Source organism: Pantoea sp. CTOTU46764, assembly GCF_031974595.1.
GTDB classification, from domain to species: domain Bacteria; phylum Pseudomonadota; class Gammaproteobacteria; order Enterobacterales; family Enterobacteriaceae; genus Pantoea; species Pantoea trifolii.
The window spans coordinates 72770-94693 of sequence record NZ_DALYOQ010000002.1 but is presented as its reverse complement, the minus strand read 5'-3'; the positions used below and the strand labels follow the sequence as shown (position 1 = coordinate 94693).

General features: G+C 55.7%; 23 protein-coding genes and 1 pseudogene. 15 read left to right on the top strand and 9 right to left on the bottom strand.

The features are described 5' to 3' along the window. Nucleotides 1-17: 17 nt before the first annotated feature. A complete protein-coding gene (locus tag RTM06_RS01475; RefSeq protein WP_312179433.1) occupies nucleotides 18-704 on the top strand; it encodes a DJ-1/PfpI family protein in 687 nt (228 codons plus the stop codon). 45 nt (nucleotides 705-749) lie between these two features. Here the strand turns inward: RTM06_RS01475 and RTM06_RS01470 are convergent, their stop codons facing one another. Continuing rightward, nucleotides 750-1481, bottom strand: coding sequence for an SDR family oxidoreductase (locus RTM06_RS01470; RefSeq protein WP_312179432.1), 732 nt, complete (start codon nucleotides 1479-1481; stop codon nucleotides 750-752). Between the two features lie 159 nt (nucleotides 1482-1640). Between RTM06_RS01470 and RTM06_RS01465 the strand changes: the two genes are divergently transcribed. Then, nucleotides 1641-2573 carry an AraC family transcriptional regulator gene (locus RTM06_RS01465; RefSeq protein WP_265301953.1) on the top strand — a complete coding sequence of 311 codons (933 nt, stop codon included), beginning with the start codon at nucleotides 1641-1643 and terminating at the stop codon, nucleotides 2571-2573. A gap of 340 nt (nucleotides 2574-2913) precedes the next feature. Here the strand turns inward: RTM06_RS01465 and RTM06_RS01460 are convergent, their stop codons facing one another. Beyond that, nucleotides 2914-3618, bottom strand: coding sequence for an SDR family oxidoreductase (locus RTM06_RS01460; RefSeq protein WP_312179431.1), 705 nt, complete (start codon nucleotides 3616-3618; stop codon nucleotides 2914-2916). Nucleotides 3619-3723: 105 nt separating this feature from the next. Between RTM06_RS01460 and RTM06_RS01455 the strand changes: the two genes are divergently transcribed. From RTM06_RS01455 to RTM06_RS01415, 9 genes are all read left to right on the top strand, one after another. Then, the gene (locus tag RTM06_RS01455; protein WP_312179429.1) at nucleotides 3724-4614 is read left to right on the top strand and encodes a LysR substrate-binding domain-containing protein; all 891 of its coding nucleotides are present in this window, start codon (nucleotides 3724-3726) and stop codon (nucleotides 4612-4614) included. A 249-nt stretch (nucleotides 4615-4863) separates the two neighbouring features. Further along, the gene (locus tag RTM06_RS01450; protein WP_312179427.1) at nucleotides 4864-6051 is read left to right on the top strand and encodes a M20 family metallopeptidase; all 1188 of its coding nucleotides are present in this window, start codon (nucleotides 4864-4866) and stop codon (nucleotides 6049-6051) included. 21 nt (nucleotides 6052-6072) lie between these two features. Then, nucleotides 6073-6921, top strand: a complete 849-nt coding sequence (locus RTM06_RS01445; protein ID WP_312179513.1) for a transporter substrate-binding domain-containing protein — start codon at nucleotides 6073-6075, stop codon at nucleotides 6919-6921. 12 nt (nucleotides 6922-6933) lie between these two features. Beyond that, nucleotides 6934-7653: an ABC transporter permease gene (locus RTM06_RS01440; protein WP_008109228.1), complete on the top strand. Its 720-nt coding sequence runs from the start codon at nucleotides 6934-6936 to the stop codon at nucleotides 7651-7653. Between the two features lie 9 nt (nucleotides 7654-7662). Further along, on the top strand, nucleotides 7663-8349 hold the full coding sequence (locus RTM06_RS01435; protein WP_061719022.1) for an ABC transporter permease: 687 nt from the start codon (nucleotides 7663-7665) through the stop codon (nucleotides 8347-8349). Further along, nucleotides 8346-9122 (top strand): ABC transporter ATP-binding protein, encoded by a 777-nt coding sequence (locus RTM06_RS01430; RefSeq protein WP_265301961.1) that lies wholly within the window; start codon nucleotides 8346-8348, stop codon nucleotides 9120-9122. The genes RTM06_RS01435 and RTM06_RS01430 overlap by 4 nt, the downstream gene beginning before the upstream one ends. Before the next feature lie 284 nt (nucleotides 9123-9406). Next, a complete protein-coding gene (locus RTM06_RS01425) occupies nucleotides 9407-10714 on the top strand; it encodes a sensor histidine kinase (RefSeq protein WP_312179422.1) in 1308 nt (435 codons plus the stop codon). A gap of 4 nt (nucleotides 10715-10718) precedes the next feature. Then, a complete protein-coding gene (locus RTM06_RS01420; RefSeq protein ID WP_312179420.1) occupies nucleotides 10719-11330 on the top strand; it encodes a response regulator transcription factor in 612 nt (203 codons plus the stop codon). A gap of 86 nt (nucleotides 11331-11416) precedes the next feature. Then, nucleotides 11417-11887, top strand: a complete 471-nt coding sequence (locus tag RTM06_RS01415; RefSeq protein ID WP_008109237.1) for a GlcG/HbpS family heme-binding protein — start codon at nucleotides 11417-11419, stop codon at nucleotides 11885-11887. A gap of 20 nt (nucleotides 11888-11907) precedes the next feature. On the opposite strand, the gene RTM06_RS01410 is transcribed toward RTM06_RS01415, so the two are convergent. The 3 genes from RTM06_RS01410 to RTM06_RS01400 form a co-directional block, all read right to left on the bottom strand. After that, entirely contained in the window at nucleotides 11908-12669 is a 762-nt protein-coding gene (locus RTM06_RS01410; protein ID WP_312179416.1) for an ABC transporter permease, read from the bottom strand. Next, nucleotides 12669-13592 (bottom strand): extracellular solute-binding protein, encoded by a 924-nt coding sequence (locus RTM06_RS01405; protein ID WP_312179414.1) that lies wholly within the window; start codon nucleotides 13590-13592, stop codon nucleotides 12669-12671. The genes RTM06_RS01410 and RTM06_RS01405 overlap by 1 nt, the downstream gene beginning before the upstream one ends. A 115-nt stretch (nucleotides 13593-13707) precedes the next feature. Further along, nucleotides 13708-14268, bottom strand: coding sequence for a thioredoxin (locus tag RTM06_RS01400; protein WP_312179412.1), 561 nt, complete (start codon nucleotides 14266-14268; stop codon nucleotides 13708-13710). 280 nt (nucleotides 14269-14548) lie between these two features. On the opposite strand from RTM06_RS01400, the gene RTM06_RS01395 reads away from it, so the two are divergent. From RTM06_RS01395 to RTM06_RS01385, 3 genes are all read left to right on the top strand, one after another. Then, nucleotides 14549-14818: a hypothetical protein gene (locus RTM06_RS01395; protein ID WP_312179410.1), complete on the top strand. Its 270-nt coding sequence runs from the start codon at nucleotides 14549-14551 to the stop codon at nucleotides 14816-14818. Between the two features lie 122 nt (nucleotides 14819-14940). Continuing rightward, the gene (locus RTM06_RS01390) at nucleotides 14941-15957 is read left to right on the top strand and encodes an NAD(P)-dependent alcohol dehydrogenase (RefSeq protein WP_008108001.1); all 1017 of its coding nucleotides are present in this window, start codon (nucleotides 14941-14943) and stop codon (nucleotides 15955-15957) included. A gap of 151 nt (nucleotides 15958-16108) precedes the next feature. Next, the gene (locus RTM06_RS01385) at nucleotides 16109-17125 is read left to right on the top strand and encodes an NAD(P)-dependent alcohol dehydrogenase (protein ID WP_154190823.1); all 1017 of its coding nucleotides are present in this window, start codon (nucleotides 16109-16111) and stop codon (nucleotides 17123-17125) included. Between the two features lie 50 nt (nucleotides 17126-17175). Here RTM06_RS01385 and RTM06_RS01380 read toward each other — a convergent pair whose 3' ends face one another. From RTM06_RS01380 to glsB, 3 genes are all read right to left on the bottom strand, one after another. Further along, complete coding sequence (locus tag RTM06_RS01380) at nucleotides 17176-18906, bottom strand: DUF2534 family protein (RefSeq protein WP_312179407.1); 1731 nt, start codon at nucleotides 18904-18906, stop codon at nucleotides 17176-17178. A 72-nt stretch (nucleotides 18907-18978) separates the two neighbouring features. Continuing rightward, nucleotides 18979-19395 (bottom strand): DUF2946 domain-containing protein, encoded by a 417-nt coding sequence (locus tag RTM06_RS01375; RefSeq protein WP_312179405.1) that lies wholly within the window; start codon nucleotides 19393-19395, stop codon nucleotides 18979-18981. A gap of 295 nt (nucleotides 19396-19690) precedes the next feature. Then, nucleotides 19691-20614 carry a glutaminase B gene (gene glsB, locus RTM06_RS01370; RefSeq protein ID WP_175501710.1) on the bottom strand — a complete coding sequence of 308 codons (924 nt, stop codon included), beginning with the start codon at nucleotides 20612-20614 and terminating at the stop codon, nucleotides 19691-19693. Nucleotides 20615-20759: 145 nt separating this feature from the next. Between glsB and RTM06_RS01365 the strand changes: the two genes are divergently transcribed. Beyond that, a complete protein-coding gene (locus tag RTM06_RS01365) occupies nucleotides 20760-21110 on the top strand; it encodes a cupin domain-containing protein (protein WP_265301989.1) in 351 nt (116 codons plus the stop codon). Here the strand turns inward: RTM06_RS01365 and RTM06_RS01360 are convergent. Further along, a pseudogene (locus RTM06_RS01360) lies at nucleotides 21107-21924 on the bottom strand (mandelate racemase/muconate lactonizing enzyme family protein); the annotation flags it as partial. The gene RTM06_RS01365 and the pseudogene RTM06_RS01360 overlap by 4 nt on opposite strands.

Sequence of the window (21924 nt, the reverse complement as noted above, 5' to 3'; positions counted from 1 at the left end):
GCAACCCGGAGTGAAAGATGTCCTTTACTATTGGTCTGCTGCTGTTCCCCAATCTCACGCAACTTGATCTCACCGGTCCGTGGGAAGTGTTTGCCCGCATGCCCAACGTTAACAACTATCTGATTTGGAAAGATCGCCAGCCGGTGATGTCAGATCGCGGTCTGGCAATCGTACCAACGGTGACCTTTGACGATTGCCCTCAACTCGATCTGATCTGCATCCCCGGCGGTCCGGGACAAATTGCGCTGATGGAGGATGACGAAACGCTGGATTTCGTGCGTCACATGGCGGAAAACGCCAAGTGGGTGACTTCGGTATGTACCGGTTCGCTGGTGTTAGGTGCAGCGGGTTTATTGCAGGGATATCGCGCGACGTCACATTGGGGTTCGCTTGATCAGCTCAGCCTGCTCGGTGCTACGCCGGTAGCGGAACGTGTGGTGCGCGATCGCAACCGCATCACTGGCGCGGGTGTCACCTCGGGCATTGATTTCGCTTTAACCGTGGCAGAAGAGCTGCTTGGACGAGAAACAGCAGAAAATATCCAGCTGCAGATGGAGTACGATCCGGCGCCGCCATTCCATTCCGGTTCGCCACGCAGCGCGTCGCCGGAACGGTTGGCGGAGGCAAAAATCCAGATGCAGGATTTTATTGCACGCCGACGTGCAGCGACCGAAAGGGCCGCAGCGCGGCTCAAGCGTGATTGAGAAAAACTGGCGATTTCAGCCTGAAATCGCCACAGGTTTTACCGCTTAATGTGCGCTGGCAGTAGGGCGCACGGTGATTTCACTGGTATCCACCTCGCCAGGCTGATCGATGGCCCAACTCACCGCTTTGGCAATCGCTTCCGGCTTGAGCGCAATCTGGCGATAGCTCTTCATCGCGTCACGCGCGGTGCTATCGCTGATGATATCCGCCAGTTCAGATTCCACCACGCCAGGATTGATCACCGTAACCCGCAGATGCTGCGACTCCTGACGCAGGCCATCGGAAATCGCGCGGACGGCAAACTTGGTGGCGCAATACACGGCGGCGGTTGGCGAAACAGTCAGTGCACCAATTGAGGCGATATTGATAATGTGACCAACCTGCTGCGCTTGCATAGTCGGCAGCACCGCCGCAATGCCATACAGCACGCCGCGAATGTTGACGTCGAGCATCAAATCCCATTCATCGACTTTCATTGAGCTCATCGGTGACAGCGGCATTACGCCCGCATTGTTGATCATCACATCAATACGGCCATATTTCTCCAGTGCTAAATTGGCCAGCTGCTGTGTGTCGGCGCGCTGGGTGACGTCGGTGGCGAGGTAATCCACGCTCGCGCCGCCAAAACGCAATTCATCACATAACGCCTGCAGACGACCGGTACGGCGTGCGCCGAGCACCAGCTGATGGCCTTGTTGCGCCAGATGACGTGCAATGCATTCGCCAATGCCGCTGCTGGCACCCGTCAAAATAATCACTTTCTTCACTGTGTTCATGATGCATTCCTCGTTGAGTTGACGAGGCTATTGTTGATAAATCATGCAGTACGCAACAGACCGGATTATGGCGCATCTTTGCCTGATTCTCTCGGGCACATTGTGCAATCACGATTTACACCGCTATGCTTTGCCTGAATCTCTCTGAGGAAATTATTCATGCCGCACACCGTGCAACAGCGCACCTGCGCTTTACTCAGTCAGCTGGCGCGCCAGGAGGGCTATACCGAATCGCTGCTCGATAGCGTGCGGTTTATGCGCGCCGATCGGCAGTGGGCGCGCACGCCGGTACTTTATGAGCCGAGCATCATTATTATTTGCCAGGGATCGAAACGCGCTTTCCTCGCCGACAAAATGTATCGCTACGACGCGCAACATTATCTGGTGTTGTCGGTGCCGCTGCCGTTTTCTGCTGAGACGGAAGCCACATCAGAAGAGCCGCTGCTAGGCATCGCTATTCGTCTGGATGTTGCCATGGTGGCGCGGCTGGTGGCGCAACTGGCCAGCAGTGATACAACGGTAACCGCTGCACCGGCGGGCATCATCTCCACACCGATCAACGAAACGCTGGCGGAGAGCACGCTACGTTTACTGGAAACGTTGAGCGATCCCCTTGAAGCCAAAGTGTTGGGACCGGCGCGCGTCGAAGAGATCTGTTTTCGCGTATTGATGGGCGAGCAGGGCGGCGCGGTGCGTGCGGCGTTAACCTATCAAGGCCATTTTGGTCGTATCGCGCGAGCTTTGCAGCGCATCCATGCCGACTGGCGTCAGCCGCTGGATGTGCCGCATCTGGCGAATGAAGCCGGCATGAGCGTGCCGCGTTTCCATCTGCATTTTAAAACGGTGACGCAGACCTCGCCGATTCAATATCTAAAATCGCTGCGTTTGCATCAGGCGCGTTTAATGATGATCCGCGACAATCTCACCGCCGCTGGCGCAGCAGCGCGTGTCGGCTATGAGAGTGATTCGCAGTTTAATCGTGAGTTCAAACGGATGTTTGGTCGCAGTCCGGCAGAAGAAGCGCGGGAGATGAAGCGGGCGTTTGAGTTGTTACCGCCGGAGCAGCTGTCCGGCCGATTGCAGGCGCATTAACTTAGCAAATGCTCATGATGGCAACCACTAATAAAATCCAGAAGGCAGCACAGCCGGTAAACATCAGTTGCCAAACCTGATGGCGTTGTGTGGTGAAAAGAGTAGACATACGAGCACGTAAAACTGATTGCATAGCGACCTCAAATCAAAATGTTCATAAAAGTAGGTAAGCGAGCTGAAGCAGGAAAATTCTGTCAGCGAATAAGAACATTCTGACTTTTCTTGAAGGGTAAAATCGACAAGACCAGTCTTGTTTTTTGCTTGATAAATAATCGGTAATAAAATAAAAAGCCGTGAAAGTCAGGAGGCTATTTACGGCGATATCAAGAGATTTTTCTCACTACACGTTGCGCGTCACGCCGCCGTCAACGCGAATATTCTGGGCGGTAATATAGGCCGCACCAGGCGATGCCAGGAAGGCGATGGTTGCTGCCACTTCTGCAGACGTGCCGTAGCGTTGTAATGGCACGCTGTCGCGACGTTCATTGGTTTTCGGCAAGCTATCGATCCAGCCAGGCAGGACATTGTTGATGCGAATGTTATCGGCCGCGTAAGTATCGGCGAAGATTTTGGTGAAGGATGCCAGCCCGGCACGGAACACCGCTGAGGTCGGGAACATATCGGTTGGCTCAAACGTCCACGCCGAGGAGATATTGATAATGCTGCCGCCGCCCTGTTTCTGCATGGTTGGCGTGACCAGGCGCGTGGCGCGCACCACATTCAAAAAGTAGGTTTCCATGCCGAGCTGCCACTGCTCGTCGGTTAATTCCAGAATCGGCGCACGCGGACCATGACCGGCGCTGTTCACCAGCACATCAATGCGGCCCCAGCGCGCCAGCGTTAGATCTACCAGCTTCTGCAAATCATCAACGGATTGATTGGAGCCGGTCACGCCTAAACCGCCCAGCCGCTCCGCCAGCGCTTCACCTTTACCGGATGAAGAGAGGATCGCCACTTTAAAGCCATCGCTCGCCAGTTTCTCCGCTGCTGCTGCACCCATGCCGCTGCCGCCTGCGACGATTACTGCGACTTTTTCTACTGTCATTATTGATCTTCCTGTTAATTAAAAATCGATTAAATCTAGTATAAAAGGTAATTTCAGCAGCAGAGAGTCAGTCTGTTTACCAATTGACGATAGGAAAACTACAGGATGAGCCAGGGATTTAGTGAACTACCGCCGCTCAATGCATTGAAAGTGTTTGAAGCGGTGACGCGTCATTTGAATTTTCGTTTGGCGGCGGAAGAGTTAGGCGTGACGCAGGGCGCGGTGGCGCAGCAAATTCGCGGTCTGGAAGCCAGCCTTGGGCTGAAATTATTCGATCGATTGCCGCGCACGCTGGCGCTGACCGGCGCAGGTGCAGGTTATGCGGTGAGCATCCGCCAGGCGTTTGAACTGATCGATGAAGCCACGCGCACGCTGCGTCCGGAACCGAATCGCTTAACGTTAAGCGTAACGCCCACTTTTGCCAGTCGCTGGATGCTGCCGCGCTTACCGAATTTTACCGCCGCGTGGCCGGATATCGATCTGCGTGTGTTGGCGTCTGAGCGGCTGGTGCAGTTTCATCATGAAGGCGTCGATTTAGCGGTGCGCTACGGCAGGCCGCCATTTGGCGCGGGTCTGGATGCCACTTTACTGTTTAGCCAAACGGTATTAGCGGTGGTGAGTCCGGCGCTGCTTGCTGAGCTGGGCGATCCGGCCGACAGCGATAACTGTCTGCGCTACGCCTTGCTGCACGATGGTCATCATCTTTGGCCCGCATTTCTCGCGTTTAACTTCCCGCAAGTATCGCTACATCATCAGCATCACCTGCGTTTCAATCAAACCGCGCTGGCATTGGAAGCGGCGATCAGCGGGCAGGGCATTGCGCTCACCAGCCCGCATTTCGTGCAGAACGATCTGGCCAGCGGACGTTTGGTGCCTGCGTTTCCGCAGCAAATGACCATGGATGCCGGTTGGTATCTGGTGTGGCCGCGCCGTCCGCGCGAGCAAGCGCCAGTGATGGCGGTGCGCGATTGGCTTTTAGCGCAGGTTAGCAGCTGATTATTGTTCAATAACGATATCAGTAAAACTGATGATCCGCACGGGATCATGAATGTTATAACTGCTTAATGATGCAGGCGTGGGGTTTTATCCTGTTAAGGCAGTGAATTAGCAAAATATTGCGAAAATTCAGCAAGTAAAGCAACGGATTGCGCGTTGCATTCTGTCGGGTGCTGTGAATAAATACGGAGTCAATTTTAATAAAAATGCCATAAAGGCCAGGCTCGCGCCTGAAAAAGATCATTGCCTATGACCGACCATAAAGATGTTTTAGCCAGGGACATCAGCGCCAAAAGTGAAAGCATGCAGGCGCATCTCATCGCCATCCGCCGTGACATTCACGCGTATCCGGAGCTGGGTTTCGACACCATTCGCACTGCGCACATCGTTGAGCAGGAGCTGCTGCGCCTGGGTTTGACGCCGAAAACCGGCGTCGGCAGAACCGGCGTGATGGTTGAGATTGTCGGCGCGCATCCCGGTAAAACCGTGCTGTTACGCGCGGACATGGATGCATTGCCAATCCATGAACAAACCGGTTTATCTTTCAGCAGCCAATATCCCGGCAAAATGCACGCCTGCGGCCACGATATTCACACCGCGACGATGCTCGGCGTGGCGGCGATTGTGCCGCACTATCGCGCGCAATTGCATGGCACCTTGCGTTTGATTTTTCAGCCAGCGGAAGAGACGCCCGATAGCGGTGCCGAAGCGATGATCGCCGATGGCGCGGCAGACGGCGTCGATCTTGCCATTACGCTGCACAATAAACCGGAACTGGCCGCCGGGGAAATTGGCTTAACGCGCGGTGCCAGCACCGCCTCCAGCGACGAGTTTGATGTGGTGGTGCACGGTAAATCAACGCATGCCGCCCGTCCGCATATGGGAACCGATCCGATCATTGCCGCCGTGAACCTGGTCAGCCAGCTGCAAACCATTATTTCGCGCGAGCTTGATCCCGCCAACTCGGCAGTGTTGACCATCGGGCACATTCATGGCGGCAGCACGCACAACATCATTTCCGATAGCTGCCTGATTCAGGGCACGGTGCGCGCCAAATCACCGGCGGCGCGTGCGCATATCGAAGAGGCGTTCAAACGTATCTGCGCGGGCGTCGCGCTCTCGCTGAATGTGCGCGTTGAGGTCAATTATCAGCGCGGCGTACCGCCGTTGATGAACGACGATGCGCTGATTGATGCGCTGGAACCGATTTTATCGCATCAGTTTGGTAAGGCGATTGTCGCCAAACCGAGCGCCAGTTTTGGTGCTGAAGATTTCTCGCTGTTTACCGAGCGCGCGCCAGGTTGCCAGATCCACATTGGATCCGGTGCACCGGGACGCGACGACCATCTGCACAATTCGGATTACCAACCCGACGAGCGCAGTATCCATGCCGGCACGCAGGCATTAGCCCGTTTAGCCATTGATTTACTCTCTTAAAATAACGAACTTCGAGGTTTTCTGATGATGCGTAAAGGACTGTTTATCGCTTCTGTGGGCATGCTGCTGCTTGCCTCTTCCGCTCTGGTGCAGGCAAAAGATTTTGGCACGCTGAAATTCGCCACTGAAGCCGCTTATCCGCCGTTTAACCAATCCACCCCGAACGGCAAAATCGTCGGTTATGAGCCGGATATGGTGGCTGAAATCGCTAAACGTGCTGGTTTCAAATACGAAATCGTGGCGCAGAAATGGTCCGGTATGATTCCGGGTTTAGTCGATGGCAAATATGACGCGGTGATCGATGCCGTGACCGTCACGCCGAAGCGTGAAGAAGTGGTGGATTTCTCTCGCCAGTACACCGTGAGTGTTTCAGGATTCGTGACTCTGAAAGGCAGCGCGGTTGATACCTTGCCAGGCAATGGCGAAGTGGTGCTGGCGGATGACGACGCTGCTATGACCAAATCTATCGATGCTTTGAAAGCCAAATTCAAAGGCAAAACCATTGCGGTGCAGGTTGCCACCATTCAGGCGGATTTCCTCAACAAATATCTGGCGGATGTGGCAACGATTCGCACCTATCAGGCTGGCCCGGAAACCTTCGCCGATCTGCTGAACGGCCGTGTTGATGCGGTAATGGCGTCACGCACCAACCTGAATGCCTATGTGAAAAAGCATGCGGATACCGTTAATAGCACCGGTTACGGTTTCTCCGGCGGCGTGTTGGGCCAGGGTTCAGCTATCGCGATTCAGAAAAACAATCCTGAGCTGAAGGCGGCGCTGGATAACGCGTTAAATTCAATGATCAAAGATGGCACGCTGAAGCAGCTGTCTGAAAAATGGTTCGGCGAAAACGTCGCACCTAAAGAGTAATTCCAGGCGCTTATGGCTATTGATTGGCAAATTTTAGGTTTTGGTGACGAAGGTTGGGGCGGCGTGTTGCTTAACGCTGCCACGGTGACCGTCACCGTTTCATTATGTGCATGGCTGCTGGGCGCAATTCTCGGCAGCCTGTTGTGTTGGATGCAGATTGGTGGCGGGCGCTGGCAGCAGCGCCTCGCCAACGGTTACATCACGCTGTTTCGTGGTGTGCCGGAGCTGCTGGTGATCTACCTGTTCTATTTTGGTGGGCGTCAGGTGGTGTCGTTTGTTGGGGAAAGTCTTGGCCTACAAGGACCGTTTGATGTGAACGGCTTTGTCGCCGGTGCGATTGCCATCGGCCTGATCTCCGGCGCTTATCAAAGCAGCGTGTTCCGCGGTGCGTTCTATGCGATCCCAAAAGGCACGCTGGAAGCCGCAACGGTAACCGGCATGGGCCGTTTGATGCTGTTCCGCCGCATGATTGTGCCGCAAGCGTTGAAAACTGCGCTGCCGGGCATGGGCAATCAGTGGCAATCGGTAATCAAAGAGTCGGCGCTGGTTTCGGTTACTGGCTTAGTGGAAACAATGAACCAGATCTCCACCGCCTCGAACTCGACACAAATGCCGTTCTTCTTCTACAGCGTTGGCGCGGTGATCTACCTGATCATCACCACCTGTTCCGATTTTGTTTTCCGCTATGTGGAAAAAGTGGCCATGCGCGGGCAACAACGCGCGCGGTTGTAAGGAGCCACGATGGATGTCACTTTCCTGCAGCACACCTTAGCTGCGTTGCTGCGCGGCCTGCCGCTCACGCTCAATCTGGCGCTGTTGTCGTTGTTGGGTGGCGGCGTGCTGGCGCTGCTGCTCAATCTGCTGCGCCAGAATCGCTTCGGCAGCTACGTTACCCGTTTCTACGTCTGGGTATTTCGCGGCACGCCGTTGCTGATTCAGATCTTCATGATCTATTACGGCCTCGGCAGCTTACCAGCGGTGCGCGAAAGCGTGCTTTGGCCGCTGCTGCGCGATCCTTACTGGTGCGGTTTGATTGCATTAATTCTTAACGATGCGGCTTACACCTCGGAGATTCTGCGCGGCGGGCTCAACGCGGTGAGCGTGCAGTCGCTGGAAGCGGCCAAAGTGAGCGGCATGTCGCGCTTCACCACGCTGCGTCGCATCACGCTGCCGCTGGCGGTGCGCCAGGCATTGCCGGCTTACAGCAATGAAATTATCTCGATGATCAAATCCACCTCGCTGGTCAGCACCATCAGCTTGATGGAGATGACCGGCATTGCTGATTCCATTGTCTCTGAAACTTTCCGCGCGCTGGAGGTGTTTATCAGCGCGGCGATTATCTATCTGCTACTGACCGTGCTGGTGAGTAAAGCGGTGGCGCTGCTGGAGCGCCGTTTGTCCCCTTATCACGTTGGAGCACGTCCATGAGTAAACCCACTATCGCCCTGAGTCATCTCAGAAAAAGTTATAGCGGGCACGAAGTGCTGCACGATATCAGCCTGACGGCGCAGGATGGCGACGTGATTTCGCTGATCGGTGCCAGCGGCTCAGGCAAAAGTACCTTGTTGCGCTGCATTCCGTTCCTGGAAGTGCCGCAGGGCGGGGAAATTGCGGTGGGTGACGAAGTGGTCACTATCGATAATCCCGACGAGAAGCTCAGCCGCGAGCAGCAGCGCCGCATCAAGCTGATGCGCATGCAGCTCGGTTTTGTCTTCCAGAGCTTCAATCTGTGGCCGCATAAAACCGTATTGCAGAACATCATCGAAGCGCCGATTCATGTGCAGAAGCGCAGTAGCAAAGAGGCGATTGAAGAGGCCGAAGCGCTGCTGCAGAAAGTGGGTCTGTACGAGAAGCGTAACGCGTGGCCTTCGCAGCTTTCGGGTGGTCAGCAACAGCGCGTGGCGATTGCTCGTGCGCTGGCGCAGCAGCCGAAGGCGATTCTGTTTGATGAGCCGACGTCAGCGCTTGACCCCGAGCTGGTGGGCGAAGTGTTACGCGTGATTCGCAGTCTGGCAGAAGAGGGACGCACCATGATCATCGTTACGCATGAAATGGGCTTCGCGCGCGATGTCTCGAACAAAGCGGTGTTTCTGCATCAGGGCAAGATTGAAGAAGCCGGTTCGCCACAGCAAGTGTTCAGCGATCCGCTTTCAGCGCGCTGTCGCGCATTTGTGAGTAGTCACTTAAATCGGAATAGTTAATAACAGCTTCCTTTCTGTTTGCACCAGCTCCATGAGCGAGCTGGTGCACCTCATGTTTTCCCTTAATTTCCTCGTAATCAAAGCCAGTGCTGTCGTATTTGGTGGTCCGAATCGCAGCGACCGCGCGTCAGGCACACTTCTGAAAACACGAGCCGACCGGGAAAAGTCGTTGAATCCCAATACGGCGCGGGTTACAACGTTTGACTTTAGTCAGGCCTCCTTTGCTGGAGTACTTCTTTACTGCATAACCACGGAATTCTATGCCGCACACTTACCGACCATGGATGAAAAGGTATTGGCTGGTCTGGCTACTGTTAACGCTGATCACCTTGATAGCGTTATTTGCCGATCAAATTTTGCAGCAGCAACGTGTGGGCGAGGCGCAATTTAATCAGCAATTTAACCGCCTTGCCGCCTATCAAACGCAGAATGAAACGCTATTGCCGCTGCTTGATGGCGATGAGGATCTCGCTGCTTTGCAGAGCAAATTTCCGCAGCTTGTCCTGCTGGAACACACCGTAAATCGTCCGTTAACCGCGCCACGTTTTGAAGAAGTGAGCGGTGGACGCTATTGGCTCTACAATCCTTACCGCCAAATTCGCATACTGATCGATTTGCACTTTGCCCTGCAAACCTCAGATGTAGCGCTGGCGTTGGCGTTTCATATCCACGCTCCGCCTGCGATGCAGACAGCGAACTATTCGGACTCGGCGCGTTGGCAATGGCAGCGGCCGTTCATCAATCACTATCAGCCGTTCTTGCTGAAAGGCAGCGCCAATCCCGACTGGCGTTCGCTGCATATGCTGCCATTTACGCTGGCGCTGCTGTTGTGGCTGGTGATTGGCGGCTTGGGCTGGTGGCTGTTGCGTCAATGGCGTCAGCATGTGGAGATGCGCCTGCGTGCGGACTATTTCCAGCGTACGCGGCGTGAAGCGCTGGGCGAGTTCACTGCGGGCATCATTCATGAAATCAATCAGCCGCTGACCGCCATCAACACCTGGTTGCATAGCAGTCAGTTACTGTTGAGGCAGGGTAAACACGAAAATCTGCCACAGGCGCTCAACGCGATGAGTTTGCAAACCGAACGCCTCGCGGCGATGCTGCAGCGTTTTCGCGACATCGTGAGCGAACGCCCGGTAGCGATGAGCGCTGTGAATCCGGAAGCGGTTTGGCGGCGCGTAACAGTGCTGTTGCAACAGGAACTGGATGATGGCGATGTCGCGCTGCGTCAGCAGTTCCAGCACGGTCAGGCGAAAGTGCTAAGCGATCCACAGTGGCTGGAACAGGTGTTCCACAACCTGTTGCAAAACGCCATTCACATGCAGCACGGACGTCCCGATGCATGGGTGAACATTGCATCGGAGCATGTTCCACAGGGCATCAAAATCATCATCAGTGATAACGGTCCCGGCTTCTCTGCGGAAGGATTAGCGCAGGCTTGCATGCCGTTTTACAGCACGCGCGCCAATAGCATGGGATTAGGCATGACGTTGGTCGAGAACTTGATGTTACGCATGAACGGCCAGCTGCGGCTGGCAAATCGCGCTGCAGGCGGCGCGGAGATTACCTTAATTTTCCAACTGGCGGAGTAACGGAATGGTCGCAAAGGTTTGGTTAGTGGATGATGATTTGTCTGTGCGTGAATCGCTCGGTTTTTTACTTAAAACGCTGGAATATGACGTGGCCGATTTTGCCGATCTGGCCGCATTTGAAGCGGCCACGCAAGCGCAGGAACCGCTGCGCGGCTGCTTGCTGCTGGATGTGCGCATGCCGGGCATTAGCGGCCTGAGCTGGCTGGCGGAACAGGGCGATCGCCATCCGCTGCTGCCGGTGATCATCATGACTGGTCACGGCACCATTGATGCCTGTCGTCGCGCATTTCGTCAGGGCGCGTTTGAGTTTTACACCAAGCCGCTGGATATAGAACCGCTGCTGGAAACCATTCATCTGGCATTCAATGAGAGTGAACAACGTGCCGAGCGCTGGCAGTCGCAGCAGGGTTTGCAGGCGCGGTTTGCGCTATTATCGGCGCGTGAAACTGAAGTAATGCAAATGATGATTGCCGGGCAAACCAGCAAAGAGATCGCGCGTGATTTATCGCTGTCGCCGCGTACCGTGGAAGCGCACCGCGCGGCAGTGTTCGCCAAGCTGGAACTCAATAATCTCGCGCAATTGATTCACGCCTGGCAGCAGCTGAACCAGGTATAACTACCAGGATGAACGGGTAATCGCCCGAATATTTCTTTTCTCTGCCGCACTTTAAAGTGTCACTCACTATTAAACAGGAGTGACACATGAACATCCGCCTTTCTCTGATTGCCGCTGCGGCGGCCTTTGTTTCCTTTGGCAGCCACGCTGCATTAACTGAATCCAACCTTTCACTGGCTGACGCACAGAAGCTGGCAAGCGCCGCGATTCAGTCGTGCGCAGCGAAAAACTACAACGTTGCGGTCACCGTGGTTGATCGTGCTGGAGTGGTAAAAGCGGTGCAGCGCATGGATAACGCCGGTCCGCACACCGTGGAAGCCAGCCAGATGAAAGCCTACACCGCGCTTAGCACCAAAAATCCAAGCGGTAAAGTAATGGAAGCGGCGCAGAATAATGCTGGTGCGCAGAATATGCGTGATATTCCTGGCTTCCTGCTGTTGGCGGGTGGTGTGCCGGTGAAAAGCGGCGATCAGGTAATTGGCGCAATCGGCATCGGCGGCGCACCGGGCGGCAATCTGGATGAAGCCTGTGCGATGGATGCACTGAAAGCGTTATAAACAAAGTCTAGGGTCGCCATTCATGGCGACATGCGGCGTGACAGCGCAAAACAGATCAGCGGCATCGGCAACGTAAACAGCAGCAGCAACCACAGCAGCACATACACCGCGTCGATGCCATTATTTTGCAGGTTGTTATATAGCTGAACCGGCATGCCCTGCGGGAACCAGGCAAAGATCATCACGATGCCAAACTCGCCCATGGCACGCGCCCACGCCAGTGCGCTGGCGGTTGCCAGCCCCGGCGCAGCAAGCGGGATCGATAGACGCCAAAAACGCTGCCACGGCGACGCGCCCAACGTGCGGCCCGCTTCCAGAATCGGCTTTGGCACACCGGCAAACGCCGAACGTGCGGTGGTGACGAAGTAGGGCAACGCGCCGTACCATTGCGCCAGAATAAACGCGGCCGGATTATTCACCAGCGTCCAGCCAAACTTCTCCAACAGTTCACCCGGCAAACTATACGGCCCGTAAGCGCTTACCAACAAAATCCCCATCGCCAGCGGCGGCGTCAGCAGCGGGATCATCACCAGCAGTTCGACGATTAACCGCATCCGACCGCGCGCCTGCGACAGCCACCATGCCAGCGGCAATCCACTGACAAAAATCAGCAATAGCGCGATCACACCCAAACCCAGCGACGTAGCGATAGCATTGCCATCGCCCCACGCCAGCTGCAGATGCTGCCAGTTAGTGACGCCAATCAGCGTGAGAAAAGGCACCGCCAGCAACAGCAGTGCTGGCAGTGACAGCCATAGCGCGGTGGCGTGACGGGTTTTCATCAAGGGTAGATCGAACTGCCTTTCGGCGCGGCATAGCCATTCTGTTTAAACAGCGCCTGTCCCGGCTGACTCAGCATAAAATCGACAAAGGCTTTGCCGGCGGCAGCACCGTGCGGGGCGTTCTTCAACACGGCGGCGTAGTAAACCAGCGGCTGCGTGTGTAGCACTGTGTCTTTGCCCGCGCCGTCTTTCACGCTGAAACTCACCGTGTTGTACCACTGCTTCGCCATTGCCGGATTACTCAGATTAATCTCGTCGGGCAGCGCCACATAGGGCAGATGCGCGGAGATCACTTCGCTCTCGTAACCGGCGGCGGCATCAACCTGGCCGCTTTCCAGCCGTGTTAGCAGGCCGCCTTCCAGATGGGTTTGTGCCGGATTTTGATAGCCGCCCATAATTTTATCGGCGATGCCCGGCTGATGGTAATACTTCTCGGCCAGCAGCAGGGTAAAGATGATGTTCTGGCCTTTAGGGTCGTTGATCGGATCGGTGCGGCCAAACTTAATGCCCGGTGTTGCCAGCACTTTCAGCCAGCTGGCGTCGCTACCTTTGGCCTGCGCGAACTGCTGCGCGTATTTTCCTTTCGGGCTATACGCCACCACCATGCTGGTGCTCGCCACCGGTATCGCATCATCAATCAATCCAGCATCTTTCAGGATCTGCATCGGCCCCGGCGTGATGGAAACAAACACATCGGCGGTGATTTTTTTGCTCGCCAGCAAACGTGCCATGCCATAGGCGCCCTGGCCCTGACCTTCGTACGTGCCGTTATTTTGCTTAGCAAAGGCCGGACCTAATGATTGGTCCATCACTTTGCCCATCGAACCGGCGTAGGCCACGCGGATATCGGTGTTCGCTTGTGCATGCAGACTCAAGCCCGCGCCCGCTGTGAGCAGCAGCGCGGTGAGGTGAGTAAATCGCATTTCGTTTATCGCTATATAATTAGGTAGATAGCGATTATCGGAATTGAGGCAAGCAGTGCAAGCGAAAATCTATTGCGAAATCATACCAAAGGCCCGCCGCAACGGGCCGACGCGCTTAGGCGAGAATGCGTTTGGCCCAGGATTCAATCTCGTCGCCGCTGCCGATATCCAGCTGCACTAAACCATTGGTGATGAAGGTTGGTGAAACGTGGATGCCATTTTGCCGCGAATATTTGCTGTGCCATTTGATCTCATTTTGCAGTTCGGCACGCAGGAACGGTTCGCGTGCGTTAACGCCGCTGTAATGCTCAAGACGATCGAGAATCTGATTCGGCGTCGCGTCCATATTCGGGCCGTGGCTGTGATCGATAAACTCGAACTCTTCACGATGATCGGCCACCGCTTGCAGCACCTTTTTGGCGGCCGCTTTGCCTTCCGGCAAGGTTGAGGCGGCAAGGATGTAGCGCACAATCACGCCCGAATACATATGCCAGGGCTGTGATTGCAAACGGATTTTTAACGTCATCTTCTCTTCGCCCACTAATTGCAGCAGCGCGTCGAGCTTGTTGAATGCGCGAACGGAGAACGGGCATGTCGGTTCCAGAAAGACTTCAAACACTTTCGGGCCGTGGCCCCAAACCAGCGGATCGGCGTGTAATGCGGTGGATTGGCTCATGGTAATTCCCTTTTGCAACGATAAAAGTTGCCTTACTTTGGCAAAGCGCTGCGCGGACAGCCAGCGCGGGCTTATGCTTTTTTGTTACAAAGCCATTCGCGGGCTGCAAATGTGACGAAAGAAAAATCGTTTTATAGATCCGCGAGCTACAAGAAACTCGGCCCGCAGCGGCTTTGCACAGAAAATAAGCGGCTATAGTTAATCCTGTTTCAATCTTCTTACTTGTAGCATTTTTAGTTCATTTGCCTGGAGCCAAACGTTAAGAGCATCGAGGTTCAATGTGTTTGCCAATCTCTCCTGGAAAATCATTCATCAGGTTCTCAACGAAACCATTGTTGAGTTAATGGACGAACATGAAACGCTGGACGTTCCCACTCTGCGTGAGCGGCTGCTGGAGATGGCGGAGAGCGAATCCGATGAATTAATGGTGTTGTGTTACTGGCAAGCGAACAGAGTGCTAACGCGCTTGCCGCCGACGGTAACCGCCAGCCAACTGATTGAAGAGGCGCGCGTCGCCTATCGCACGCCGATTTATCATGATCCGCTTTAACCCTTGATGCTTTTCAGCGGTTTTAACGCGTTAAAGCGGCTAAGTGACGGATTTATGGTCAAGAGCGGGAAACACGCTCTGCTAGACTTGCCCTGTCAAAAACCTGGATACAGAGGACAGTAATGAAAATCAAAAGTTATGCCGCCTTGAACGCGGGTGAAGCGCTGGTGCCTCACGAGTACGAAGCTGGTGAACTGGCTGCTGAAGAGGTGCAGGTTGAGGTCGATTACTGCGGTGTTTGTCACTCAGATTTGTCGATGATTGATAACGAGTGGGGCATCTCCTCGTTCCCGGTGATTGCCGGCCATGAAGTGATTGGTCGCATCAGCGCCTTAGGCGACGCGGCGCAAAACAAAGGTTTGAAAGTGGGCCAGCGCGTGGGCATCGGCTGGACAGCGAAAAGCTGTCAGCACTGTAATGCCTGTATCAATGGCGAGCACGTCAACTGTGAAAACGGTTCGGTGCCAACCATCATGAATAAAGGCGGTTTTGCCAGCCATCTGCGTGCCGACTGGCAATGGGTGATCCCGCTGCCGGAAGCGATGGATTACACTTCGGCGGGTCCACTGCTGTGTGGCGGCATCACCGTATTTAAACCGCTGTTGATGCATCATGTCACCGCAACCAGCCGCGTTGGCGTGATCGGCATTGGCGGCCTGGGCCACATGGCGATTAAATTGCTGCGTGCGATGGGTGCAGAAGTGACGGCATTCAGCTCCAACGCCAGCAAAACCGAGTCGATCAAAGCGATGGGCGCGGACCGCGTGGTTAACAGCCGCGACCCACAGGCGCTGAACGCGCTGGCTGGGCAATTTGATTTGATCATCAGCACGGTAGCCGTCGATCTCGATTGGGCACCGTACTTCCAGGCGCTGGCACCGCACGGTAAATTCCACACCGTCGGCGCAGTAATGAAGCCGTTTGAAGTGCCGGCGTTCAGCCTGATTATGGGCGATCGCGCGGTGACCGGTTCTTCTACCGGTTCACCAGGCCAGCTGCGTTCACTGATGAAACTGGCATCGCGTGCGGATATCGCGCCACAGGTGGAAGAGTTCCCGATGTCCAAAATCAACGAAGCGTTGGATCACGTACGCGCGGGTAAAGCCAATTACCGTGTAGTGTTGAAAGCCGATTTTTAATACGTCAAACGGTGCGCATTACTGCGCACCAATTTACCTATCGCACCTCCCTCCCATACAGCATCCTCAGCCTTAATCCCCTGATTGTTCGGCATATAATGACGCATCGCTTTGATAAACTGCTGTCACCCAACCCAACTCGAGGACAGCAATGAAAATTTCCAGCTATGCCGCTCTGCAAGCGGGTGAGGCGTTGGTGCCTTACGAATACGATGCCGGTCCACTGGCCGCTGAGGATGTGCAGGTTGCGGTAGATTATTGCGGCGTCTGCCATTCCGATTTATCGATGATCGATAACGAATGGGGCGGCTCGCGCTATCCGCTGATTGCGGGTCACGAAGTGATTGGTCGTGTGGTGGCTTTGGGTGATGCGGCGCAAAACAAAGGGCTGCACATCGGCCAGCGCGTGGGCATTGGCTGGACAGCGAAAAGCTGCCAGCACTGCGATGCCTGTATCGAAGGCGATCAGGTGAACTGCGAAAACGGTAAAACCTCTACCATCAATAATCACGGCGGCTTTGCCAGTCATCTGCGCGCTAACTGGCAATGGGTGATCCCACTGCCGGACGCGCTGGATATCGCCACCGCTGGGCCGTTACTCTGCGGCGGTATTACCGTGTTTAAACCGCTGTTAATGCACAACATCTCCGCCACCAGCCGCGTCGGCGTGATCGGCATTGGCGGTCTGGGGCATATGGCGATCAAACTGCTGCGGGCGATGGGTGCGCACGTTACGGCGTTCAGTTCCTCTGCCGCAAAAACCGATTCGATTAAAGCGATGGGCGCCGATCGGGTAGTGAACAGCCGTGATCCGCAGGCGCTGAGCGCGCTGGCCGGGCAGTTTGATCTGATCATCAGCACCGTGGCGGTGGATCTGGACTGGAAGCCGTACTATCAGGCGCTGGCGCGCCGTGGCGCGTTCCATACTGTTGGCGCGGTGATGAAGCCGTTTGAAGTGCCGGCGTTCAGTTTGATTGTTGGTGACCGTGCGTTAACCGGATCGTCAACCGGTTCACCGGGCCAATTGCGGGCGTTGCTGAAGCTGGCATCGCGTACTGATATTGCGCCGCAAGTGGAAGCGTTCCCGATGTCGCAGGTGAATGAAGCGCTGGAACATCTGCGTGCCGGGAAAGCGAACTATCGCGTGGTGTTGAAAGCGGATTTTTAAGGGCGGTGCAGGTGGTAAAAAAGGTCGCCATGAATGGCGACCCTACGAAATTAGCCTCGGTCATCCTTTTCGCCGAGGAAGAAATACCACAGCGGAATTGACGTCAGCGCGGTAAACACCGTGGTGTACAACGCAATCATAAAGCTCTGCGTGATGTACATAGTCAGCGACCAATGGCTGAACGGAATGCCATATTGATCGATAACGCCGCCGATAATCGCATTGCTCATCACCGTGCCGACAATCAGCGCCAGGATGAACAAACCGCGCAGGAAATAGCGCATCTCTTTACGCTTCACGGCAAAGCGTGCGCGAATAATGCCCAGCGGAGATTGCTGTGAGGCCAGCAGCGCGGCTTCATCAAGCGGCGCGCGTTGCTGTTTACGCCAGCGCAGAATATCCAGCAGCAGGAACGCCAGCAAACTCGCGCCCATCACCGGCAGCGCGTAACCCAACGCCAGCGCCAACATTAACCACGCACCTTTGGCGTAATGCGGCAACGCCATCCAGGTTTCGGTCAGGGTTTGTGCTGGATTCGCTTCGACATCTTTTGGCCGGCGAATCCACCACATGCGATAACCGAGCACAATCATGCTGCATAAACCAAGGCCAAAGAACGCCAGCAGCAGCTGATTGGGCAATCCAAACAGCACGCCCATGTGCGCATCCACACCCCAGCGCGTCAGCTTCGCCACCAGCGGGAAACGGGCAAAGTAGACGTGATCCACCACGCTAAAGTCCTGCGGATTCACCGACACCGCATCCACTTGCGTTGGCCAGCTGCGGTCGATTTCCGTCACCGCCCACGCTTTGTCGGCGCTTTTCGGCTGACGCAATTCAAGCTTCGCTGCACTCAGTCCATCCTGACGCGCCGCGTTCAGCACGCGATCCCAGTCGGCATCGGCAGCGTTATTGCGCACCGGTTTGGCGGGCGCCGCCGCCGGTTTGGTCATGGATGACATCGGCATGCTCATGCCCGACATATCCGCCCTATGCTCGGCGTGCGGATCGGCTGGTGCAGCAGGCGCATCGCTATTCAGCGAGGTATTGACTTGTGGCGTCAGCCAGTTCAGTTCAGTACGCATGCGATCGATATTGCCGCCCGCCCACTGCGACCACGTCAGGCCGGTCACCGAGAAGAACACTAAACCGATTGCCAGCGTCAGACCAAGTGTAATGTGCCAGTGTCGGCTGAAGGCGAAGCCACTGCGCGGCTGTTTAAGCTTCCGTTTCGGACGCGTTCCCAGCCACAGCACCACGCCACCCAGCGCCGCCACCCACAGCCAGGACGCCGCCAGTTCGCTGTAGTTGCGACCGAAATCGCCGAGCAGCAGGCTGCTGTGCAGCAAGTCGATGGTGGTGCGCAACGGCAATACGCCGCTGGTGCCGTAAACCGGCATATCGCCTTTCACTTTCAGGCTATAAGGATCGATAAATACCGCACGCGACAGCGATGCACCGAGCGTTGCGTCGCTGAATTGCACCCGCGTGGTGTCCGTTGCGTGCGGCGCAGGACGCACCGCGTAAATGTGATGATTCTCTCCCGCATAGGCGCGGGCCGCGCTGATTTGCGCGGACAGCGGCTGCGCGTTGCCATGTGGTTCAGCAGTTAGCGCATCGGCATAAATCAGGTTTTCCAACTGAGGCGTTAACACATAAAGCGTGCCGCTGAGCGCCGCAACGAAGATGAACGGGGCGACAAACAGACCAATATAAAAATGTAAGCGACGTAGTAAATTAAGCACCGCGCCGCGCGGTGCTGCAGAGTGAGCAGCAGACAAAGCCGTCTTCCTTCCAAAAAGAAATTGTCTTAGCACATCGCTCAAGCCGAGCGTGCGCTGCAATAAATGAGGTCAGCAGGAAAGCGGTGCAGGCGGGGCGCGCGGACGGTGAATGCTGCTAAAGCGACGCACAATCGGCGCAACCACGCGGGGCAGCGGCGGGGCGCGTGAGATCACCATGATCAGCCAGATGAACGGAATAAACACCCACATCAATAGCGGGACATGCACCAGCAGATCACAGTAGCCGCAGGCAAACTCGCCGTCGTCCATCATGTGATGGCTCATGCCGGGCATCGGCATATCGGCCATCATCATTGAATGATGGCTCATCGAGCTATCCATCATGCTGTGCTGCGGCATCGCCAGCAGCTGGCTTTGACGCTCCATCAACGTTTTTGACACAATCGGCGCGACGAACAGCAGCAGCACCGCCACAATGGCGACGCAGGCAGTGAAACGCTGGCGGAAGTGATGTGTAAACGTCATGGTTGCTAGTGGATGATTCCGTAAATGAGGCGGAAGTGTAACGCGAATGCCGTTGGTGGGTTAAAAAAATAGAGGTTATTTAAGTAAAAATTCGCACCTTTTGAAAATAATCACTTAAAGAGATGTGGCCGTTAACGTTAATGCAACCTGTTAAATACAGAGTGGAAACAATATGACGTGGTCGCCATGAATGGCGACCCTACGGGGGGGTTGTAGGGTGCGCATTCATGCGCACCTGGATACAAAGTACGCGTTCAATCCCTCCGCTACCGCTTGTACGGTGATTTAAGGCGCCTTAAAAAATCGATCTTCCCAGTCGTTCGGTAAGTTTCTCCAGCAGCGCGGTGCCTGCTAAGGAGTTACCCGAATGATCCAGCGCGGGCGACCAGACTGCGATACTCATGTCGCCAGGGATCACCGCAACAATGCCGCCGCCGACGCCCGACTTCGCTGGCATACCCACGCGCCAGGCGAATTCTCCGGCACCATCGTACATGCCGCTGGTCATCATCAAGGCGTTCACCTGACGTGCCTGGCGCGGTGAGATCACCGCTGATTCATCATCCTGAGTGCGGCCCTGATTGGCGAGATAGAGAAAGGTGCGCGCCAGTTCTTCACAACTCATCGCTAACGAGCAGTAGTGAAAATAGGTTTCCATCACTTTGCTGACATCGTTATGGAAGTTGCCAAAGGATTTCATCAGCCAGGCAATGGCGGCATTGCGTGCCGAATGTTCGTATTCAGAGCGCGCGACGACGCGGTCGTAATTGATGTCGTTTTGCTGCGCCAGACGACGCACAATTTCCAGCATGCGCTGACGCGGTGCTGTCAGGCGGCTTTCCAGCAGATCGCACATCACCAGCGCACCGGCATTGATAAACGGATTGCGCGGTTTGCCTTGTTCCAGCTCCAGCTGCACCAGCGAATTGAACGCCTGGCCGGACGGCTCTTTGCCGACGCGTTGCCAGATTTCACCATCCTCATACAAGGTGAGCGCCACGCTGAGTGACAATACTTTGGAAATTGATTGGATGGAGAAACGTGTCGCGGCATCGCCGGCCTGAAAACAGCGTCCGTCAGGCGTGCAAATGGCGATGCCGAGCTGGTCGGCATCCACGTCGGCCAGCGCCGGAATATAATCCGCCACTTTCCCCTGTTGGGTGAGCGGGCGAACTTCGCTGACAATCTCTTCTAGCAATGCATTACTGAGTTCCGACACCTTCACGCTCCATGTAGCCATTCGTGGCCAGGATGATGGTGATTTGCGTGCAGCGCGTCAATCGGCGGCGCGAAATTCTGTGAGCCTTCTGGGTGAAGCCTGCGTTACAGTGCGAGCTGATTTCATCAAATGTCGAGCTCGCGCGATGATAACTAACCTGTTTCGCGATTTTCCCGCCGCCGCACAGAACGGCAGCGCAGAGACGTTCGAAGCGCTGCTAACGCAGCCCAATCTACACATCGAACGCATCGTTTCCACCGGGCAAGCCAGTCCACCGGATTTCTGGTACTGCCAGACGCAAGGTGAATGGGTGATGATTTTACAGGGATCGGCAGGATTGCAGCTGGAAGGGGAAGCGCAGGAGCGTCATTTGCAGGTTGGCGATTTTGTGGAGATTCCCGCAGGCTGCCGCCATCGCGTCAACTGGACGGACAGCAGCGGCCCAACAGTGTGGCTCGCGGTGCATTACGGCGCGATTCCGCCTGACTTGGCCTAAGGTCGCTTGCCAACGCTGTGCGTCAGCGTGGTCCAGCGTCGCGCCTGCTCGCTCAGGCTAAAACCAAGACCGTGACGATCGGAAATCAGCATGCGGCCATCGCGCAGTTCCAGCTGCTCATTGAACAGCGGATTGAGCCATTCGAAGTGCTCCAGCCAGGGTTCAATCGGGTAGGTTGCCGCCAGGTGAATGTGGATCTCCATCGCGAAATGCGGTGCCAGTTTGCGGCCATGCCGCGCTGCCAGATCCATGATCTTCAGGAAAGGCGTGATGCCGCCAACGCGCGGCGCGTCGGGCTGCACGAAGTCGCTAGCATTACCCAGAATCAGCTGTTCATGCTCGCGGAAGCTGGTGAGCATTTCCCCGGTGGCGATGGGCGTATCCAGTGCGGCAGTCAGCGCGGCGTGGCCTTCGACATCGTAAGCATCCAGCGGCTCCTCAATCCACACCAGATTAAACTGCTCCATCTTGCGCCCCATGCGGATCGCCGTTTCGCGATCCCATTGCTGATTGGCGTCAACCATCAGCGGGAAATCATCGCCCAGCGTTTGGCGCACCGCGGTTAATCGACGCAGATCTTCAGCGGTGTTGGGCTGACCGACCTTAAGCTTGATGCCGCCAATGCCACTTTCGCGTGAAATCGCCACGTTTTTGATCACCTGATCGAGAGGCGTGTGCAGGAATCCGCCGGAAGTGTTGTAGCACTGCACGGAATCGCGATGTGCACCCAACAGCTTAGACAGCGGCAGCCTGGCGCGACGCGCTTTCATATCCCACAGCGCGATATCAAACGGCGAAATCGCCTGCACCGCCA

What these genes read in the sequence shown, in the direction of transcription:
- RTM06_RS01475 (WP_312179433.1), top strand. Translation starts at nt 18, where the DNA reads ATGTCCTTTACTATTGGTCTGCTGCTGTTCCCCAATCTCACGCAACTT.
- RTM06_RS01435 (WP_061719022.1), top strand. Translation starts at nt 7,663, where the DNA reads ATGGATGTCACTTTCCTGCAGCACACCTTAGCTGCGTTGCTGCGCGGC.
- RTM06_RS01375 (WP_312179405.1), bottom strand. Translation starts at nt 19,395, where the DNA reads ATGACGTTTACACATCACTTCCGCCAGCGTTTCACTGCCTGCGTCGCC.
- RTM06_RS01415 (WP_008109237.1), top strand. Translation starts at nt 11,417, where the DNA reads ATGAACATCCGCCTTTCTCTGATTGCCGCTGCGGCGGCCTTTGTTTCC.
- RTM06_RS01365 (WP_265301989.1), top strand. Translation starts at nt 20,760, where the DNA reads ATGATAACTAACCTGTTTCGCGATTTTCCCGCCGCCGCACAGAACGGC.
- RTM06_RS01450 (WP_312179427.1), top strand. Translation starts at nt 4,864, where the DNA reads ATGACCGACCATAAAGATGTTTTAGCCAGGGACATCAGCGCCAAAAGT.
- RTM06_RS01390 (WP_008108001.1), top strand. Translation starts at nt 14,941, where the DNA reads ATGAAAATCAAAAGTTATGCCGCCTTGAACGCGGGTGAAGCGCTGGTG.
- RTM06_RS01455 (WP_312179429.1), top strand. Translation starts at nt 3,724, where the DNA reads ATGAGCCAGGGATTTAGTGAACTACCGCCGCTCAATGCATTGAAAGTG.
- RTM06_RS01410 (WP_312179416.1), bottom strand. Translation starts at nt 12,669, where the DNA reads ATGAAAACCCGTCACGCCACCGCGCTATGGCTGTCACTGCCAGCACTG.
- RTM06_RS01420 (WP_312179420.1), top strand. Translation starts at nt 10,719, where the DNA reads ATGGTCGCAAAGGTTTGGTTAGTGGATGATGATTTGTCTGTGCGTGAA.
- RTM06_RS01440 (WP_008109228.1), top strand. Translation starts at nt 6,934, where the DNA reads ATGGCTATTGATTGGCAAATTTTAGGTTTTGGTGACGAAGGTTGGGGC.
- RTM06_RS01385 (WP_154190823.1), top strand. Translation starts at nt 16,109, where the DNA reads ATGAAAATTTCCAGCTATGCCGCTCTGCAAGCGGGTGAGGCGTTGGTG.
- RTM06_RS01460 (WP_312179431.1), bottom strand. Translation starts at nt 3,618, where the DNA reads ATGACAGTAGAAAAAGTCGCAGTAATCGTCGCAGGCGGCAGCGGCATG.
- RTM06_RS01405 (WP_312179414.1), bottom strand. Translation starts at nt 13,592, where the DNA reads ATGCGATTTACTCACCTCACCGCGCTGCTGCTCACAGCGGGCGCGGGC.
- RTM06_RS01465 (WP_265301953.1), top strand. Translation starts at nt 1,641, where the DNA reads ATGCCGCACACCGTGCAACAGCGCACCTGCGCTTTACTCAGTCAGCTG.
- RTM06_RS01400 (WP_312179412.1), bottom strand. Translation starts at nt 14,268, where the DNA reads ATGAGCCAATCCACCGCATTACACGCCGATCCGCTGGTTTGGGGCCAC.
- RTM06_RS01425 (WP_312179422.1), top strand. Translation starts at nt 9,407, where the DNA reads ATGAAAAGGTATTGGCTGGTCTGGCTACTGTTAACGCTGATCACCTTG.
- RTM06_RS01470 (WP_312179432.1), bottom strand. Translation starts at nt 1,481, where the DNA reads ATGAACACAGTGAAGAAAGTGATTATTTTGACGGGTGCCAGCAGCGGC.
- RTM06_RS01430 (WP_265301961.1), top strand. Translation starts at nt 8,346, where the DNA reads ATGAGTAAACCCACTATCGCCCTGAGTCATCTCAGAAAAAGTTATAGC.